Below are 14577 nucleotides of genomic sequence, written 5' to 3'. Positions count from 1 at the left end.
GTTTGGCTGAGCTTCCTCAGTCGGTCCTGTTCTGCTGCGATCACAACGCGGTGCGCTCGCCGATGGCCGAGGGCATCATGAAAAAGCTTTTCGGAACGGACGCCTATGTGCAATCCGTGGGTGTGGTCAACGATCTGGAAATCGACGGTTTTGCCATCGCGGTTTGCGAAGAGATGGGCGTGGCCCTGTCGCGGCACCGCTCACGCAGCTTTGAAGAGCTTGAAGAGATGGGCGAGGCGCTCTCCGGGTTTGACCTGATCGTGACCCTGTCGCCGGCGTCGCAACGCCGCGCGTTGGAACTCACGCGGTATTATCATCTGAGCGTGGAATACTGGCCAATCATGGATCCGACCGGGATTGGCGAGACGCGTGAGCAGAAACTGTCGTCCTACCGACAGACCCGTGATCAGATCAAAACCAAGCTTGAATCCAAATGGGGCAGGGCATGAGCCGCAAAACGATCGAAACCTATTTCTCCGCATTCAATGGCGGCGACACGGACACCATGCTGGATTGCCTGACGGACGACGTGGCCCATCACGTCAACGAAGGTAACATCCGCGAGGGAAAGGCGCTCTTTGCCGATTTCTGTGCGCATATGAGCCGTTGCTACCGCGAAGAGCTGACCGACATGGTGATCTTTATCAGCGAAGACGGTTCGCGCGCCGCCGCCGAGTTCATCGTCAACGGCACTTATCTTGAGACCGATGAAGGGTTGCCGGAGGCAAAAGGGCAGACGTATCGCCTCGCCGCTGGCTCGTTCTTTTCGCTGAAGGGCGGCAAGATCAGCCGGGTCGTGACCTATTACAACCTCGCAGACTGGACACGTCAGGTTTCCTGATGCGGGTTGAGGTGCTGACGGGGGCATCTCTGGATGCGGCCCTTGATGACGTGGCGCAGCTGAGGATCTCGGTGTTTCGTGCCTTTCCGTATCTCTATGACGGCTCGCTCGCATACGAGCGGGACTACCTGCAGACCTATCGAGACAGCGAAACGGCGGTTCTGGTGGGGGCCTTTGATGGCGCACGTCTTGTTGGCGCGGCGACGGGCACGCCGATGGAAGACCATGCCGACGACTTCGCGGCCGCGTTTTCAATAACCGATCTGGACTTGAGCCAGATTTTCTACTGCGCTGAATCCGTGCTTTTGCCGGAGTATCGGGGGCTGGGGATCGGCCATCGGTTCTTTGATCTGCGAGAGGCGCATGGTCGCGCGCTTGGCCGCGCCTTTAGCGCGTTCTGCGTGGTTGTCCGCCCTGAGGATCATCCGCTTCGCCCCGCGGACTACGCCCCGCTCGATCCGTTCTGGCGCAAGCGCGGGTATCGCCCATTGGAGGGCGTGCAAGCCTCTTTCAACTGGAAAGACGTCGATCAGCCCGAGCCGACCGATCACACACTGCAGTTCTGGATCCGGTCCTTGACGGCTTAGCCGTTCTGGGTTCGCTCGACGTAGAGACGCATTTCTTCGGCTTCCTGACGGGCCTCGCGCAGACCATCCATCGCGGCGGTCAGCTCTGCCTCAGTCTGGGCCAGCTGGTTGGTCAGCTCCGCCTCACGTTGCTGCAGGTAGGTGATCGCCTGATCGCGGGTTTCTTCGGCCTCGTGCAGCTCCTGGCTCATGCGTTCAAGCTGATCCATGTCCGATTGGCTGACACGGCTGAACCGGTGGACCAGCCAGTTGGCAAACCAGCCGAGACAGAATGCCACGAACAGGATGATCGCGGTGGCAATGATGAATTCGGTTCTATTCATCCCCGGTTCCTTCTGCGGGCGCATCGGCCTGTGCCTCTGCGCCTTGTTCTTCTTCCACCTGCTCAAGGGTGGTTTGCACCTCTTCGATCGGCTCTGGCTTGAGCAGCTTGAACTCGATCCTGCGGTTGGCTTCGCGGCCGTCCTCGGTGCCATTATCTGCAATCGGCTGCGCCTCGCCATAGCCCTTTACGGTATAAGAGGCCACAGGAACAAGGCGACCTCGCAGCGCATCGAGCACCGATTGCGCACGCTTCTGGCTGAGTTCCTGGTTCATCGACTCCCGGCCTTGGCTGTCCGTATGTCCGCCGACCTCAATCGGAATGTCGCCGCATTTCTTCAGAAGGTCTGCCAGTTCATCGAGAATGTCCTTGGCGGAAGAATCAAGCGTCGCGCTGCTCGGCTCGAAGGTGATCTTGCGGTCACCAATGATTTCCACGATCTCCAGTTCGCACTCTTCGGGTGTGGGCAGGCCGAGTGAGGCGTCCAGTTTCTTGACGTATTCCACGTCGATGTCGAACGTCGCATCCTCGCCCAGTTTGTCGGTCAACAGGCGCGAGATTTCCGCGCTGGCCTCCGTGTTGCCGGTGTTGCCGACGACGATCAGCATATCCGGGGTTACGGTCACCGCTCCGTTCACCAGCTTCGACAGTGCCTCGATTCCGGCGAGCGTGCGAACCGGCCAGTCATTTGGCAGGTTCTCTGCGATTCGGGCCGCCGTGTAGACCTGATCAGAGCCAAACCTTGCGCGGGCAAAACTGTCCGCGGTTTGCCGGGCGATCTCGCTCGACAGGCGGCCTCGCAGTTGGACCGCGCCTTCTGGGCTCAGGGTGGCGACAAACTCAGGCGCTCCCTCTTCGCTCTGCTCTGGTGCCTTGGGAAGCGTGGCGCTCAGGGCGAAAACCTCCGGCAGGGCGGTTTCAAGCTCACCGACAATCCGATCAAACAGAACTTCGCTGGTGCCTTCGGCGGCGATCAGGCTGATGTCCGCGTTGGTGAAGGTGACAGAGCCATCCCCAAGCTCGGCCAGTTTGGAAATTGTCAGTTCAGCGGCGTCTGCCCAACGGCGCGACGGAACGCCGAGCCCCAGTGTGCAGTTGGCTTTGCCCTCGAGGCCAGCACGGGTCGCTGCCCTGAGGATCCGATCGCGGGCCTCGGCACTGTCGGCGGAGCAGGCGTCAAAATGCGCCTTTCCGCCCTCGATCACAAAACGCAGGCTGAATGGTGTGATCACCGGGCGCGGCGCGGTCAGATCCAGCGCGAGTTGCAGATCGTCCGGCTTGCGGCGCGACAGCGTGGTTTCAAGACGGCTCTTGGCCTCGCCGCTCTCTGTCATGGCCTTGATCGACACGCGATCCGCATCCACGGAAATCTGCGAGCGCGGCAAATCGCGCAGCGCGCCGACGGCAAAGCGCAGCGCTTCGTCCCAGCCCTCCGGGGATGGGTAGTCGGCCACATCCAGAAGGTCGGACACCTCGGCGTCTCCGGCGATGTCGCCAAACTGGCTCAACAGATCCTCGCGATCCGTGGCCTCCGGGATCAGGCCGATCACCGAAATGCCGGCATCATTGCGCAGAATTTCAGCCGAGAAATGCGGCGGCGCGAAGTCTTCGGGTTCCTCGACCAGCATCTGGTCGATCACCCGCGCCGCATCCACCACGCGGCCTGCCGTGCTCAGCGCCTGAAAGCGCTTGGCTTCATCCGGGGCGGTGCCGATCAGGTAGACTTGAAGGCCATTGGTGTCGACCTCGGCCCAGGTCAGCCCTGCGCGGTCCAACTCGCTCAGCACTTCGGATTTCGAAGCGGTTTCGATCATGCCCACGGAGAAGTAGGCAGAGACGAGGCTGACTGCTGCGGCGGCCGCGAAGGTCCCGGAGATCGTGAACAGCGAAGATAGGCGCATTGGCGCAGCTAATCCTTTGTTTTAGTGGCAACGTGATACGCAAGCCGTGCGGGTTACGCAATCACAGCAGGGCGGCAATGGCGAAAAACAGCACAGGGATCAAACCGGCATCCCGGTTTGCCCGGAACAATTCTAGCAGGCGGTCCGCATCATCCATCTTCAGACGGCGCAATTGCCAAAGCATGTGCCAGCCCATGGCCCAGGGTCCGATCAGCAAAATGACGAGTTTCAGGATGGCACCATCGGGCACCGCAAAGACAATCGCCATGCCCATCAGCGCGACGCTGATGACCATGAAACGGGCGAGCCATTTCGGCGTGTCCTGCCCGAACAGGCGCGCGGTGGATTTCACCCCGATCAGGGCATCATCTTCGGTGTCCTGATGCGCATAGATCGTGTCATAAAACAGTGTCCAGGAGATGCCGGACAGGTAGAGCAGAACCGCAGGCCAGCCCAGCGTTCCGCTGTGCGCGGTCCAGGCAAGCAGGGCCCCCCAGTTGAAGGCGATGCCGAGGAAAACCTGAGGCCACCACGTGAATCGCTTGGCGAACGGATAGACCACAACAGGAAGCAACGACAAAACGCCGAGCGCGATGGCCATTTGGGGAAAGGTTACGAGTATCCCGAATGCAATCAGGCATTGGATCACCGCCCAGGCTACCGCCTGTTTGGTTGTCACTTGCCCTGATGGGATCGGACGCGAGGCTGTGCGATCCACCGAGCCGTCGATATGACGATCCGTGATGTCGTTCCATGTGCAGCCCGCGCCGCGCATCAGGAACGCGCCTATGCCGCAGCCGATGAAAATCCACAGATCAAAGAGGCGCGCCTCGCCGTCTGCGACCATCGCCAACAAAAGCCCCCACCAGCACGGCAGCAACAAGAGCCATGTCCCAATCGGCCGATCCGCGCGGGACAGGCGCAGGTAGGGACGCGACCACGCCGGGGCCCGGTGGTCGACCCAATTGCCACGCACGGCGTCGCGAACCTGCCCTTCGGGCTCTGGCGTCTCCGGGGTGCCGGTCATATGTTGGCCTCATGACTGCAAAAATCCGCCTCTACGTACAGCAGCCCTTGGGGGAGGGACAACCTGTGTCGCTGCCGCAGGCACAGGCGCATTATCTTTTTGGCGTTATGCGGCTTAGGGCTGGGGATACCGTGGCCCTATTCAATGGTACCGACGGTGAATGGCAGGCCGAAGTGACAGAGGTCGGCAAAAAGGGAGGCACGCTGGTGTGCCGCCTGCAATCAGCGCCTTTGCAGATGCCACCAGACCTTTGGTTGCTTTTCGCGCCGATCAAGAAGGCCCGGACGGACTTCATCGTCGAAAAGGCCACCGAGATGGGCGCGCGCCGGATCATGCCCGTGGGAACCGATCACACCAATTCGGAGCGTATTCGGCAGGACCGTCTGCAGGCCCACGCCGTTGAGGCCGCTGAGCAATGTGGCGGAACCTACGTGCCCGAGGTGACGGACTTGCAGCGCTTGGACCGGCTGCTGTCCGATTGGCCTGAAGAGCGGCGATTGATGTTTTGTGACGAGGCAAAAGTCGGTGAGACGCTTGGCTTGCCGACCGAAACCAAGCCCGGCCCATGGGCTGTTCTCATTGGCCCGGAAGGGGGCTTCAGCCGCGCGGAACGGGAGCGCCTGCACGGGCTGGCGTTCACCCATCCCATTTCCCTTGGTCCGCGTATCCTGCGCGCAGACACCGCCGCGGTGGCGGCGTTGACACTTTGGCAGGAACACTTGGGAGACTGGACATGATCCGACAGGCCACCCCGGATGACGCAGGCGCCATCGCGGTTTTTCTTGAGCCGCATATCGAAACGTCGATGTTCCTGCTCGGCAATCTCGAGTTGCACGGCATCGGCAACACCACGCACCCGCACGGCACGACCTATTTCCTCCGCGAAACCGGGGATGGCATCACCGGTGTCTTTGGCTGCGCAAACGCCGGTTTCCTGATGTGCCAGCTTCCGGGGCTGACGACGACGGAGGCGCAGACATATGCACATCTGCTGCAGGGCTACACCTTGCGCGGGATGACCGGTGCCGCAGAGCAGGTTGACCTGATTCTGGAAGCCCTGCCGGTGGACCGGGAGGCGTTTTCCATCTTTCGCTCTGATCCGCTTTACTCGCTTGATCTGGCCGCCTTGCCAAAAACGGAGGCAGAGATTCGCCCGCCCCTTGAGAGTGACGCGGCGATGCTACGCGCGTGGATGGCGGATTACATGCGCGCCACTGGCATTGCTTTGGATCCAAAGGCCGACGCAATTGAAGAGCAGGTTCAAGCGGCTTTGACGACAGGACGTCACCGCCTTCTGATTGAAGACGGCGCGCCAACCGCGCTAACCGGCATCAATGCGCGCGCAGGCGGCGCCGTTCAGGTCGGCGGCGTTTTTGTTCCGGAAGAAAACCGGGGAAAAGGGCGTGCCGGGCGCGCGGTGTTGGCCCATCTGCAGGAGCTGAAACCCGGCGGCGTGACCCGGGCCATTCTTTTTGCCGCCGCTCCCGAAGCTGCCAAAGCCTATGAGCGCATCGGTTTCGAGCGCTGCGGGGATTACCGCGTTGCGCTTCTTGCGGAGCCAACACAGCTTGGCACGCCGCGATGATCCGACCCGAAGCCGCGCAAGCCCTGTCACGATTTCGCGAGATACTGATCGGTCTCGCGGTGCTTTTACTCGGGCTGTATTGGGCGTTTTTCACCGGCGGCGGACTCCTGCATTGGATCGGCTATGCGGTCGCGGTTCTGGGGATTGTTCTGATCGCAACCGGTCTGCAACGCCTGCGGTTTCCGTCAGGCAAGGGCGGACCCGGTGTTGTCGAGGTCACAGAACGGCAGATCACCTACCTTGCAGCGCAGGACGGTGGCACGGTGTCCATTGATGAATTGTCCCGCATAGACATGCTGAACACCGATGATGGCCCTTTGGCCTCGGACGTGTTCTGGGTCTTTACCGAGACAAGCGGCGCACGATTGGTAATCCCGACCGATGCTGAAAACAGCCGGGCCCTGTTTGACGCGGTCAACGTTCTGGAAGGGGTCGATTGGGCGGCGGTGACGGCTTCTGCGGCTGATACGACACCACAGGTTCGGACGATCTGGCGCAAGTCCACTGTGCAAAACCTCAGCCCGCGCGTGCATTGACACCCGCTGTTTTTGGGACCAAGGCTTGAAGCCCGAAACGATGGCCCAAACGCGGAGAATTTCATGTCCATTCCTCAATCCGGCGGCGGGCCGATCGAGCGTCACGAGCAGATGGTCGGCTATCTCTCGTCCGGTTGCAAACCCAAGGAAGATTGGCGCATCGGGACGGAGCATGAGAAATTCGGCTACTGCAAGGACAGCCTGAAACCGCTGCCCTACGACGGTGAGCGCTCCATTCGCGCGGTGCTTGAAGGGCTGCGTGACCGCCATGGTTGGTCCGAGGTGCGTGAAGGCGGGCATCTGATCGGGCTGGAAAAGGACGGGGCCAACGTCAGCCTTGAACCGGGCGGCGCGTTGGAGCTTTCCGGTGCTCCTTTGGAGACCATTCACCAAACCTGCGACGAGGTGAACGAACACCTGACCGAGGTGAAGGGTATCGCGGACGAGATTGGCGTTGGATTCATCGGCCTCGGCGCCGCGCCGATCTGGACCCATGAGCAAATGCCGCTCATGCCGAAAGGCCGCTACAAGCTGATGAACGATTACATGCAGACCGTCGGCACCATGGGCACCGCCATGATGCGCCGCACCTGCACCGTTCAGGTAAACCTCGATTTCGGCTCGGAAGCGGACATGGTGCAAAAAATGCGCGTGGCGCTGGCGCTTCAGCCCGTAGCCACTGCGCTCTTTGCCAACTCGCCTTTCTTCGAAGGCAAGGTCAACGATCACAAAAGCTGGCGTTCGCTGATCTGGCGCAATCTGGATGATGCGCGCACCGGCATGTTGCCCTTTGTCTTTGACGAAGGGTTCGGGTTCGAAGCGTGGACGGACTATGTGCTCGATGTGCCGATGTATTTTGTCTACCGCGACGGCAAATACATCAATGCGCTGGGTCAGTCCTTCCGAGATTTTCTCAAGGGCGAGTTGCCGGCTCTGCCCGGCGAGACCCCCACGCTCTCTGACTGGGCTGATCACTTGACCACGGTCTTCCCCGAGGCCCGCCTCAAGAAGTTCATTGAAATGCGCGGCGCTGATGGCGGCCCGTGGCGGCGGCTGTGTGCTCTGCCCGCGTTCTGGGTCGGCCTGACCTACGATCAAACGGCGCTGGATGCGGCATGGGATCTGGTGAAAGGCTGGGATGCGGAAACCCGCGAAGGGCTGCGTGTGGCAGCCTCTGTCGATGGGCTGCAAGCTGAGGTGAATGGCGTGAACATGCACGAGCTTGCGCGCCAGACGCTGGACATTGCGGAGGCCGGGCTGAAAGCGCGCGCCAAACCTGGCGCGGGCGGGTTGGTCCCCGACGAGACGCACTTCCTCAACGCTCTGAAAGAAAGCGTTGAGACGGGGATGGTCCCCTCGGACGAGTTGCTCGAGCGTTACAACGGCGACTGGAACGGTGATCTGACCCGGATTTACGGCGATTTCAGCTATTGACGTCAGGCACCCTGACCGAGCACGCGAGCGCGGTAGTAGTCTTTGATTTCGTTCCGACGCTGTTCGATCATGTCCGGCGTCGGCTCCGCTTCGCCGTTCACCAGATAGGCATAGCTCTGGAAGGCGTTGTGCGGCTTCTCCTGCTGACACTGGGCGGCAGCTTCGGCTGCGAATTCGCCCTGAGCCGGGCTGCGGGGCTTTGATCCGGCGAACGTATGCCGAGGCGGCTGTCCCCAAGGATTTTCTTCGGGATCAGACGGCATCGCCAGCATCACATGGGTCATGATGGGGCCGACGATCGGAACGAGATCCATAAACAACCACATCCCGGATCGGCGAACATCATGCAGCCTGCGCACACGCAGTGACAGGTAGGGTACGAAGGACAGCAAAAAGAGCCATGGTGTCAGGAAAGACGTGAACCCCAGGTCCGCGATGTCACGCGACATCACGGTGTAGGCGTCCATGATTATCGAAATGACCGCCGCGACCCCAAGTGCGAGGAATGCCCACCAGAATTCTGCGCGCGTGGCGCGGCCGCTAAAGTCCAGCGCCTTGAAGATAAACGATTCGAGTGCTGCGATGGGTCCAACCATGTCCCGGCTCTCCTGTTTGCCTTTTGTGAGGGTGTCAGGATTCCGGGGCCAAATTTTGGCGAGGCATGGGCAATGGCGGGGCGCGGGGTCGTCAGTATTTTGGCTTTCGCCGCGCTCCGAGTGGATACTTGGCGCTACAAACCCAGCGCACAGCCATCTTTACGCGGGTCAGACGCGCCTTCCAAAACGCCATTGTCATGTATCACAATCGATTGTGCCCCGCCCAAAGGCGTATCCGGCACTTCGAGGCGGTGGCCTTTTTCTTCCAGGGCGGCAGCCACCTCGGGCGCGTATCCGCGCTCCAGTTTCAAAACGCCGCCTTCGGCGAAGCTCCGAGGCGCGTCCAAGGCCTCCTGAGCATGCATTCCGAAATCTGTCATGTTGGTCACGACCCTTGCGTGACCGTTTGGCTGGTACTGGCCACCCATGACCCCAAACGGCATAGTGACCCGTCCGCCATCGCGCATCAACGCAGGAATGATGGTATGCATTGGACGCTTGCCGCCCTGCATCTCGTTGGGATGGCCTGCGGCCAAGGAGAACCCGGCGCCGCGGTTCTGGAACAGGACGCCGAATTTTTCCGACGCGATCCCGGAGCCAAAGCCGTGGAAAATCGAGTAGATCAGCGAAACAGCCATGTGGTCTCGGTCCACAACCGTGATGTAGATCGTGTCCTTGTGCACCGCCTCGGACACCTGCGTGGCCGAGGCCATGGCGCGGTTCGGATCGATCAGGGCCGCCAGATCAACGGCGGTCTGCATGCTGGTCAGATGATCGACATGCTGCATGGCATCGGCATCCGCCAGGAAACGGTTGCGGGCATCGTAGGCCAGTTTCGACGCTTCGGCCTCAATATGTGTGCGCTCCGTGCCAAACGGATCCATGCTGGCCAAATCGAATTGGGACAGGATGTTGAGCAAGAGTTGCGCGATGATGCCCTGTCCGTTTGGCGGGTGTTCCAACAACTCGCGGCCACGATAATCGCTGCCGACGGGCGCACCTATGGTGCATTGAACGGCCGCAAAGTCTTCCATCGTGTGCACACCGCCCAAGGTGTTCAACGCCGAGACCATATCCTCGGCGACTTCGCCTTCGTAGAAGGCCTTGCGCCCGTCTTTGGCAATGCGTCGAAGGGCTTCCGCCTGCGCGGGCAGGGCGATCTGGTCACCCGGATTCGGAATGCGACCGGGTTGGAAATGGTGAAGGGCGTTTGCCTGCAGAATGCCCGCATCCTTTGCCCAGTCGAAGGCAACGCGCGGGGCAATGGGCACGCCTGTTTCCATATAGTGGATGGCGGGAGCGAGAGTGTCCGCCAAACCCAACTTGCCCCACTTTTCCGACATGGTGCAGAATGCATCAACCGCGCCGGGGATCGTGACCGCATCTGGAGTGTTGAGCGGAACTGTTTTCAGGCCCTTGTCGCGCAGCGCCGCGGCAGAGGCCGCAGCGGGTGCCCGGCCGGACCCATTGACGGCTATGACCTCATCGTTGCCAGCAGGGGAGACCAGGGCAAAACAGTCCCCGCCGATGCCCGTCATTTGCGGCTCCGCCAAACCCAGAAGTACAGCGCCGGCAATCGCCGCGTCCATGGCGTTCCCGCCCCTGCGAAGAATATCAACGGCGACGCCAGCGGCCAGGGGGTGCGACGTGGCGCACATTCCGCCCGTTGCATAAACGGCCGAACGTCCGGGCATATGAAAATCGCGCATGAGACGGTGTCCTTCGAGAAGCTGTCGCAATGCACAATAGGCCCGGCTTGACGGAGGTCAACGTTGGCTATGCTTTCGGAGGAAGTGCCTCGACGCCGCGCACTGGGTGGGGGCTGATAACGCACAGCGCCGAGGGAAGCTATATGCAGCTACAGGATTTCTTATGATGCAAGATGCGGGCGGAATTGTGGTGCTCCAAGGGCAATAGAGAGACCTCACTGCGGGCAGGTTTCAAGCCTATTTGAAGGGGATCGGCACAACCCGTTTTGACCGAGCAACGGTATATGGTGCACGAGCAGGACAATTTGGAAATTTGGGAGAGTGCCTCGGCGCCACGCACTGGGTGGGGGCTGTTAATACGTGACGCCGAGGGAAGCTATATGCAGCTACAAGAGTGTTTTGACCCGGATTCCTGACATCAATGAGGCGTCAAAAGGACCTTTTGGAGATGGACTCTTTTATCCTTGTTCCGGGCCTGTTGGAGCTGCCGATGGGTCGCGACCAGGAGCAGAATCTGTGAATGGCGCCAGTTTGACACGGTCTCGATTCAGCACTTCGGGAAGAATTGGCTCGCTGGACGCTATCCCAGTTCAGATAGAGGAATGGTAAAGTCGAGAAAGTTCACGCCGTCTTTCCGGCGGTAGGTCAGTTCTTGTGTGATGCTGCGGATCATGAACCATCCAAAGCCGCCTTCCGGCAGATCCTCGACAGGGACATCAAGCGAAGCCAAGGCGCCTGTGGGCAGTTGTTCGTCAGGCATGGCGGTGCCGGAGTCTTCAATGCGGGCGGCGAGTTCTTGATCATTCAGTGTCAATTCAACCTTGATATGGCCTTCTCCGCTGTCGTTATAGGCATGTTCAACGATGTTGTTCAGCACTTCGGCCAGCACCAACTCACAAGTGCCAAAAGCACTTTCGTTAACCCCGCGTCCGATTAGAACCGTGCGGGCCTCAGCAAGCGTCTCCCGCACGGCCGACGGATTGCTTGGCAGCACAAATCGGAGAGCGTGATCGTCCTGACCTTGAGCAGAATGCATACCTGTCACTCCCATGACTCCCTTGGTCAGGCGGCATTCTGGACGGCGCTGTCCACATCACTGTGGATGGCGAAAATGGAATCCATCCGGGTCATGCGGAAAACCTTGTCCACGGTGGTCGTCAAACCGGCCAGTTCGAGCTTCTTGCCATCGGGCATCAGTTTCATGGCTGCGACAATGGCGCCCAATCCGCTGGAATCAATGAAGGCGACGTTTTCCAGGTTGAGAATGACGCGATCTCCGGTCTCGGCGACAGCTTCGCGCATCTGATCCTTGAACTGGATGGCCACGGCGGCATCGATGCGATCGGCGTCCACCGTGATGACTTCGATCGAGCCGTGGGTTTGCGTTAAAAAGTTCATGACAGCCTCAAAGATAATCATTCAACTGCACCCTAGACGCCAATCCTTACCATTCGGTATTCATGGTTCGAAATCTGGGAGAGACTGAATGAACGACGTTGTAATCACCGGTGCATCGCGCACGCCAATGGGGGGATTCCAGGGCGCATTGGAGCCAGTGCAAGCTGCAGATCTTGGCGGGGCTGCAATCGCGGCGGCGCTGGAACAGGCAGGACGGCCAGCGGTTGATGAACTGTTGATGGGCTGTGTTCTGCCCGCCGGTCAGGGACAAGCGCCCGCGCGGCAAGCCGGCTTTGCGGCGGGTCTGGGCGAGGCCGTTCCTGCGACAACGCTCAACAAGATGTGCGGCTCGGGCATGAAAGCGGCGATGATGGCCTATGACAGGCTCGCGCTTGGGGATGCGCAAACCATGGTCGCAGGCGGCATGGAGTCCATGACCAACGCGCCCTACCTTCTGCCGAAAATGCGCGGCGGCGCGCGGATCGGCCATGGGCAAGTGGTGGATCACATGTTCATGGACGGTTTGGAAGACGCCTATGACAAGGGCCGTCTCATGGGGACATTCGCGGAAGACTGTGCCGAGGCTTTTCAGTTCACGCGCGAGGCACAGGATCAATACGCGCTGGCGTCCTTGTCAAACGCGTTGGATGCGGAACGATCCGGGGCGTTTGACAATGAAATCGCCCCAGTAGCCGTGCATACCCGGCGCGGGGAAGAGGTCATAACCCGCGACGAGCAGCCGGGAAAAGCGCGCCCGGAGAAGATCCCGATGCTCAAGCCCGCCTTCCGCAAGGAGGGGACGGTGACTGCCGCTAACTCGTCCTCTATCTCCGACGGCGCGGCTGCTCTCGTGATGACCACGCTCGAGGCGGCAACTGCCAGCGGCGCCACGCCGAGAGCCCGCGTTCTGGGGCATGCAAGCCACGCTCATGCTCCAAAGGATTTCCCGACAGCGCCAGTGCCTGCGGCCAAGAAACTGCTGGAGCGGATCGGTTGGAAGACATCGGACGTTGATCTCTGGGAGGTCAACGAGGCATTCGCCGTTGTTCCGATGGCCTTCATGACGGAAATGGGACTGTCGCGTGACGTTGTGAACGTCAACGGCGGGGCCTGTGCTTTGGGTCATCCCATTGGCGCATCTGGTGCCCGGATCATCGTGACCTTGCTCAACGCGCTGGAAACGCGCGGGCTCAAGCGCGGTGTCGCGGCGATCTGTATCGGCGGCGGCGAAGGTACGGCCATCGCAATCGAGCGCCTCTGAAACCCGGCAGGATCCTCAACATGCGTGTGAACTATGAAACCCTCGCCCAGACCATTGCGGCGCTGAGCGAGGGTGAGACGGACAGCGTGGCGCTCATGGCCACGCTGGCCTGTGAAATCCACCACGCGGACGACCGCTTTGACTGGACCGGGTTCTATCGGGTCACGGAACCAGACGTGCTGAAGATCGGACCGTATCAAGGCGGGCATGGCTGCCTTGTCATTCCGTTTTCGCGTGGGGTCTGTGGGGCCTGCGCACGGACGGGAGATGCTCAGATTGTCGATGATGTAGAGGCTTTTCCGGGGCACATCGCCTGTTCCACCTCCACCCGCTCCGAACTGGTTCTGCCGGTTCGCAACGGGCGCGGTGACTTGCTGGGTGTGCTGGACATCGACAGCGACGCCCCCGGCGCGTTTGGTCAGGAAGACGCTGGCGCGCTACAGGCTATTCTCGACAAGACCTTCGCAGATAGCGATTAGACCCACTTGGCCATCGGGGGCAGGCTCATGAGCACAGCGTTTGCATCATGGCCGGTGGCCAATCCAAACTTTGTGCCGCGATCATAGACGAGATTGTACTCTGCATAGAGGCCACGGTGCACCAGTTGGGCGTCTTTCTCGGCGTCGCCAAACGCCATGCTGCGCCGCTTTTCCACCAGCGGGACAAAGGCGGGCAGGAAGGCCCGGCCAATATCCTGCGTCAGCGCAAAATCCGCCGCCCAGTCGCCGGAATTCTGGTCATCCATGAAGATCCCGCCGACCCCGCGCGCACGATTGCGGTGCGGGATGTAGAAATACTCGTCCGCCCATTCTTTGAGGCGTGGGTATTGCTCTGGACCATGCGGATCGAGATGCGTCTTCTGCACCGCGTGGAAATGCGCGGTGTCGTCGTCATACTCCAGGCAGGGGTTCAGGTCAGAGCCACCTCCGAACCACCACGCGCCCGGAGTCCAGAACATGCGGGTGTTCATGTGAACCGCCGGGCAATGCGGGTTCTGCATATGCGCAACGAGCGAAATGCCAGACGCCCAGAAACGCGGATCCGCTTCGATGCCGGGAACGCCGCGCGCAGCCATGGCTTTCTGTGCGGCGGTGCCGAGGGTGCCATAGACCGTCGAGACGTTCACGCCGACCTTCTCGAACACACGTCCACCGCGCATCACGCTCATCAGGCCGCCACCTGCGTCGCTGCCGTCGTCTGATTGGCGTTTGGTTTCGGTCACTTCGAACCGACCGGGCGCAGCCTGTGCGAAAGGCCCCTCCGAGTGACTGTCTTCCAACCCTTCAAATGCGGCGACGATGTCGTCCCGGAGCTGGCGGAACCATGCGCTGGCCTCGGCTTTCTGATCCAACATGGCGTCGGTCATGGTGTCCTCCCAAT

The 14577-nt window shown here is 60.7% G+C and carries 17 protein-coding genes; 9 read left to right on the top strand and 8 right to left on the bottom strand.

From position 1 onward, the window contains the following. The first annotated feature begins 2 nt into the window (after nucleotides 1-2). From E4662_RS02880 to E4662_RS02870, 3 genes are read left to right on the top strand one after another with little or no spacing between them, the layout of a single operon-like run. Complete coding sequence (locus E4662_RS02880; protein WP_136439751.1) at nucleotides 3-449, top strand: arsenate-mycothiol transferase ArsC; 447 nt, start codon at nucleotides 3-5, stop codon at nucleotides 447-449. Beyond that, nucleotides 446-841 (top strand): ketosteroid isomerase-related protein, encoded by a 396-nt coding sequence (locus E4662_RS02875; RefSeq protein WP_136439750.1) that lies wholly within the window; start codon nucleotides 446-448, stop codon nucleotides 839-841. Before E4662_RS02880 ends, E4662_RS02875 begins: the two co-directional genes overlap by 4 nt. Next, on the top strand, nucleotides 841-1428 hold the full coding sequence (locus tag E4662_RS02870; protein ID WP_136439749.1) for a GNAT family N-acetyltransferase: 588 nt from the start codon (nucleotides 841-843) through the stop codon (nucleotides 1426-1428). Before E4662_RS02875 ends, E4662_RS02870 begins: the two co-directional genes overlap by 1 nt. Here the strand turns inward: E4662_RS02870 and E4662_RS02865 are convergent. From E4662_RS02865 to ubiA, 3 genes are all read right to left on the bottom strand, one after another. Beyond that, nucleotides 1425-1751, bottom strand: a complete 327-nt coding sequence (locus E4662_RS02865; protein ID WP_136439748.1) for a hypothetical protein — start codon at nucleotides 1749-1751, stop codon at nucleotides 1425-1427. The genes E4662_RS02870 and E4662_RS02865 overlap by 4 nt on opposite strands. Continuing rightward, nucleotides 1744-3651: an OmpA family protein gene (locus tag E4662_RS02860; protein ID WP_136439747.1), complete on the bottom strand. Its 1908-nt coding sequence runs from the start codon at nucleotides 3649-3651 to the stop codon at nucleotides 1744-1746. The genes E4662_RS02865 and E4662_RS02860 overlap by 8 nt, the downstream gene beginning before the upstream one ends. 61 nt (nucleotides 3652-3712) lie before the next feature. Beyond that, the gene (ubiA, locus tag E4662_RS02855) at nucleotides 3713-4678 is read right to left on the bottom strand and encodes a 4-hydroxybenzoate octaprenyltransferase (RefSeq protein ID WP_136439746.1); all 966 of its coding nucleotides are present in this window, start codon (nucleotides 4676-4678) and stop codon (nucleotides 3713-3715) included. 11 nt (nucleotides 4679-4689) lie between these two features. Here ubiA and E4662_RS02850 point away from each other — a divergent pair, with 11 nt between their 5' ends. The 4 genes from E4662_RS02850 (at nucleotide 4690) to E4662_RS02835 (ending at nucleotide 8233) form a co-directional block, all read left to right on the top strand. Next, complete coding sequence (locus tag E4662_RS02850; RefSeq protein WP_136439745.1) at nucleotides 4690-5415, top strand: 16S rRNA (uracil(1498)-N(3))-methyltransferase; 726 nt, start codon at nucleotides 4690-4692, stop codon at nucleotides 5413-5415. Continuing rightward, complete coding sequence (locus E4662_RS02845) at nucleotides 5412-6263, top strand: GNAT family N-acetyltransferase (RefSeq protein WP_136439744.1); 852 nt, start codon at nucleotides 5412-5414, stop codon at nucleotides 6261-6263. The genes E4662_RS02850 and E4662_RS02845 overlap by 4 nt, the downstream gene beginning before the upstream one ends. Continuing rightward, entirely contained in the window at nucleotides 6260-6799 is a 540-nt protein-coding gene (locus E4662_RS02840; RefSeq protein WP_136439743.1) for a hypothetical protein, read from the top strand. The genes E4662_RS02845 and E4662_RS02840 overlap by 4 nt, the downstream gene beginning before the upstream one ends. 63 nt (nucleotides 6800-6862) lie before the next feature. After that, entirely contained in the window at nucleotides 6863-8233 is a 1371-nt protein-coding gene (locus tag E4662_RS02835) for a glutamate--cysteine ligase (protein WP_136439742.1), read from the top strand. 2 nt (nucleotides 8234-8235) lie between these two features. On the opposite strand, the gene E4662_RS02830 is transcribed toward E4662_RS02835, so the two are convergent. The 4 genes from E4662_RS02830 to E4662_RS02815 all read right to left on the bottom strand — a co-directional run bounded on the left by E4662_RS02830 (nucleotide 8236) and on the right by E4662_RS02815 (nucleotide 11936). Then, on the bottom strand, nucleotides 8236-8829 hold the full coding sequence (locus E4662_RS02830; RefSeq protein ID WP_136439741.1) for a DUF805 domain-containing protein: 594 nt from the start codon (nucleotides 8827-8829) through the stop codon (nucleotides 8236-8238). Between the two features lie 134 nt (nucleotides 8830-8963). Further along, on the bottom strand, nucleotides 8964-10538 hold the full coding sequence (locus tag E4662_RS02825) for a gamma-glutamyltransferase family protein (RefSeq protein ID WP_136439740.1): 1575 nt from the start codon (nucleotides 10536-10538) through the stop codon (nucleotides 8964-8966). A gap of 580 nt (nucleotides 10539-11118) precedes the next feature. Next, a complete protein-coding gene (locus E4662_RS02820) occupies nucleotides 11119-11574 on the bottom strand; it encodes an ATP-binding protein (RefSeq protein WP_168797876.1) in 456 nt (151 codons plus the stop codon). A gap of 26 nt (nucleotides 11575-11600) precedes the next feature. Next, on the bottom strand, nucleotides 11601-11936 hold the full coding sequence (locus tag E4662_RS02815; RefSeq protein WP_136439738.1) for an STAS domain-containing protein: 336 nt from the start codon (nucleotides 11934-11936) through the stop codon (nucleotides 11601-11603). Nucleotides 11937-12024: 88 nt separating this feature from the next. Here E4662_RS02815 and E4662_RS02810 point away from each other — a divergent pair, with 88 nt between their 5' ends. Further along, nucleotides 12025-13197, top strand: coding sequence for an acetyl-CoA C-acyltransferase (locus tag E4662_RS02810; RefSeq protein ID WP_136439737.1), 1173 nt, complete (start codon nucleotides 12025-12027; stop codon nucleotides 13195-13197). 20 nt (nucleotides 13198-13217) lie between these two features. Next, nucleotides 13218-13676 (top strand): GAF domain-containing protein, encoded by a 459-nt coding sequence (locus E4662_RS02805; RefSeq protein ID WP_136439736.1) that lies wholly within the window; start codon nucleotides 13218-13220, stop codon nucleotides 13674-13676. On the opposite strand, the gene hemF is transcribed toward E4662_RS02805, so the two are convergent. After that, nucleotides 13673-14563: an oxygen-dependent coproporphyrinogen oxidase gene (gene hemF / locus E4662_RS02800; RefSeq protein WP_136439735.1), complete on the bottom strand. Its 891-nt coding sequence runs from the start codon at nucleotides 14561-14563 to the stop codon at nucleotides 13673-13675. The two genes, E4662_RS02805 and hemF, sit on opposite strands and share 4 nt — an antisense overlap. Nucleotides 14564-14577 lie beyond the last annotated feature (14 nt).

It is taken from the genome of Pacificoceanicola onchidii, from assembly GCF_004804335.1.
GTDB lineage: Bacteria > Pseudomonadota > Alphaproteobacteria > Rhodobacterales > Rhodobacteraceae > Pacificoceanicola > Pacificoceanicola onchidii.
This window is presented reverse-complemented; position numbering and strand designations above follow the sequence as displayed.

Bases quoted from the DNA above. Each gene is read 5' to 3' on its own strand.
- hemF (WP_136439735.1), bottom strand. From the start codon at position 14,563: ATGACCGACGCCATGTTGGATCAGAAAGCCGAGGCCAGCGCATGGTTC.
- E4662_RS02805 (WP_136439736.1), top strand. From the start codon at position 13,218: ATGCGTGTGAACTATGAAACCCTCGCCCAGACCATTGCGGCGCTGAGC.
- E4662_RS02850 (WP_136439745.1), top strand. From the start codon at position 4,690: ATGACTGCAAAAATCCGCCTCTACGTACAGCAGCCCTTGGGGGAGGGA.
- E4662_RS02825 (WP_136439740.1), bottom strand. From the start codon at position 10,538: ATGCGCGATTTTCATATGCCCGGACGTTCGGCCGTTTATGCAACGGGC.
- E4662_RS02815 (WP_136439738.1), bottom strand. From the start codon at position 11,936: ATGAACTTTTTAACGCAAACCCACGGCTCGATCGAAGTCATCACGGTG.
- E4662_RS02860 (WP_136439747.1), bottom strand. From the start codon at position 3,651: ATGCGCCTATCTTCGCTGTTCACGATCTCCGGGACCTTCGCGGCCGCC.
- ubiA (WP_136439746.1), bottom strand. From the start codon at position 4,678: ATGACCGGCACCCCGGAGACGCCAGAGCCCGAAGGGCAGGTTCGCGAC.
- E4662_RS02865 (WP_136439748.1), bottom strand. From the start codon at position 1,751: ATGAATAGAACCGAATTCATCATTGCCACCGCGATCATCCTGTTCGTG.
- E4662_RS02810 (WP_136439737.1), top strand. From the start codon at position 12,025: ATGAACGACGTTGTAATCACCGGTGCATCGCGCACGCCAATGGGGGGA.
- E4662_RS02845 (WP_136439744.1), top strand. From the start codon at position 5,412: ATGATCCGACAGGCCACCCCGGATGACGCAGGCGCCATCGCGGTTTTT.
- E4662_RS02870 (WP_136439749.1), top strand. From the start codon at position 841: ATGCGGGTTGAGGTGCTGACGGGGGCATCTCTGGATGCGGCCCTTGAT.
- E4662_RS02820 (WP_168797876.1), bottom strand. From the start codon at position 11,574: ATGCATTCTGCTCAAGGTCAGGACGATCACGCTCTCCGATTTGTGCTG.
- E4662_RS02835 (WP_136439742.1), top strand. From the start codon at position 6,863: ATGTCCATTCCTCAATCCGGCGGCGGGCCGATCGAGCGTCACGAGCAG.
- E4662_RS02875 (WP_136439750.1), top strand. From the start codon at position 446: ATGAGCCGCAAAACGATCGAAACCTATTTCTCCGCATTCAATGGCGGC.
- E4662_RS02840 (WP_136439743.1), top strand. From the start codon at position 6,260: ATGATCCGACCCGAAGCCGCGCAAGCCCTGTCACGATTTCGCGAGATA.
- E4662_RS02830 (WP_136439741.1), bottom strand. From the start codon at position 8,829: ATGGTTGGACCCATCGCAGCACTCGAATCGTTTATCTTCAAGGCGCTG.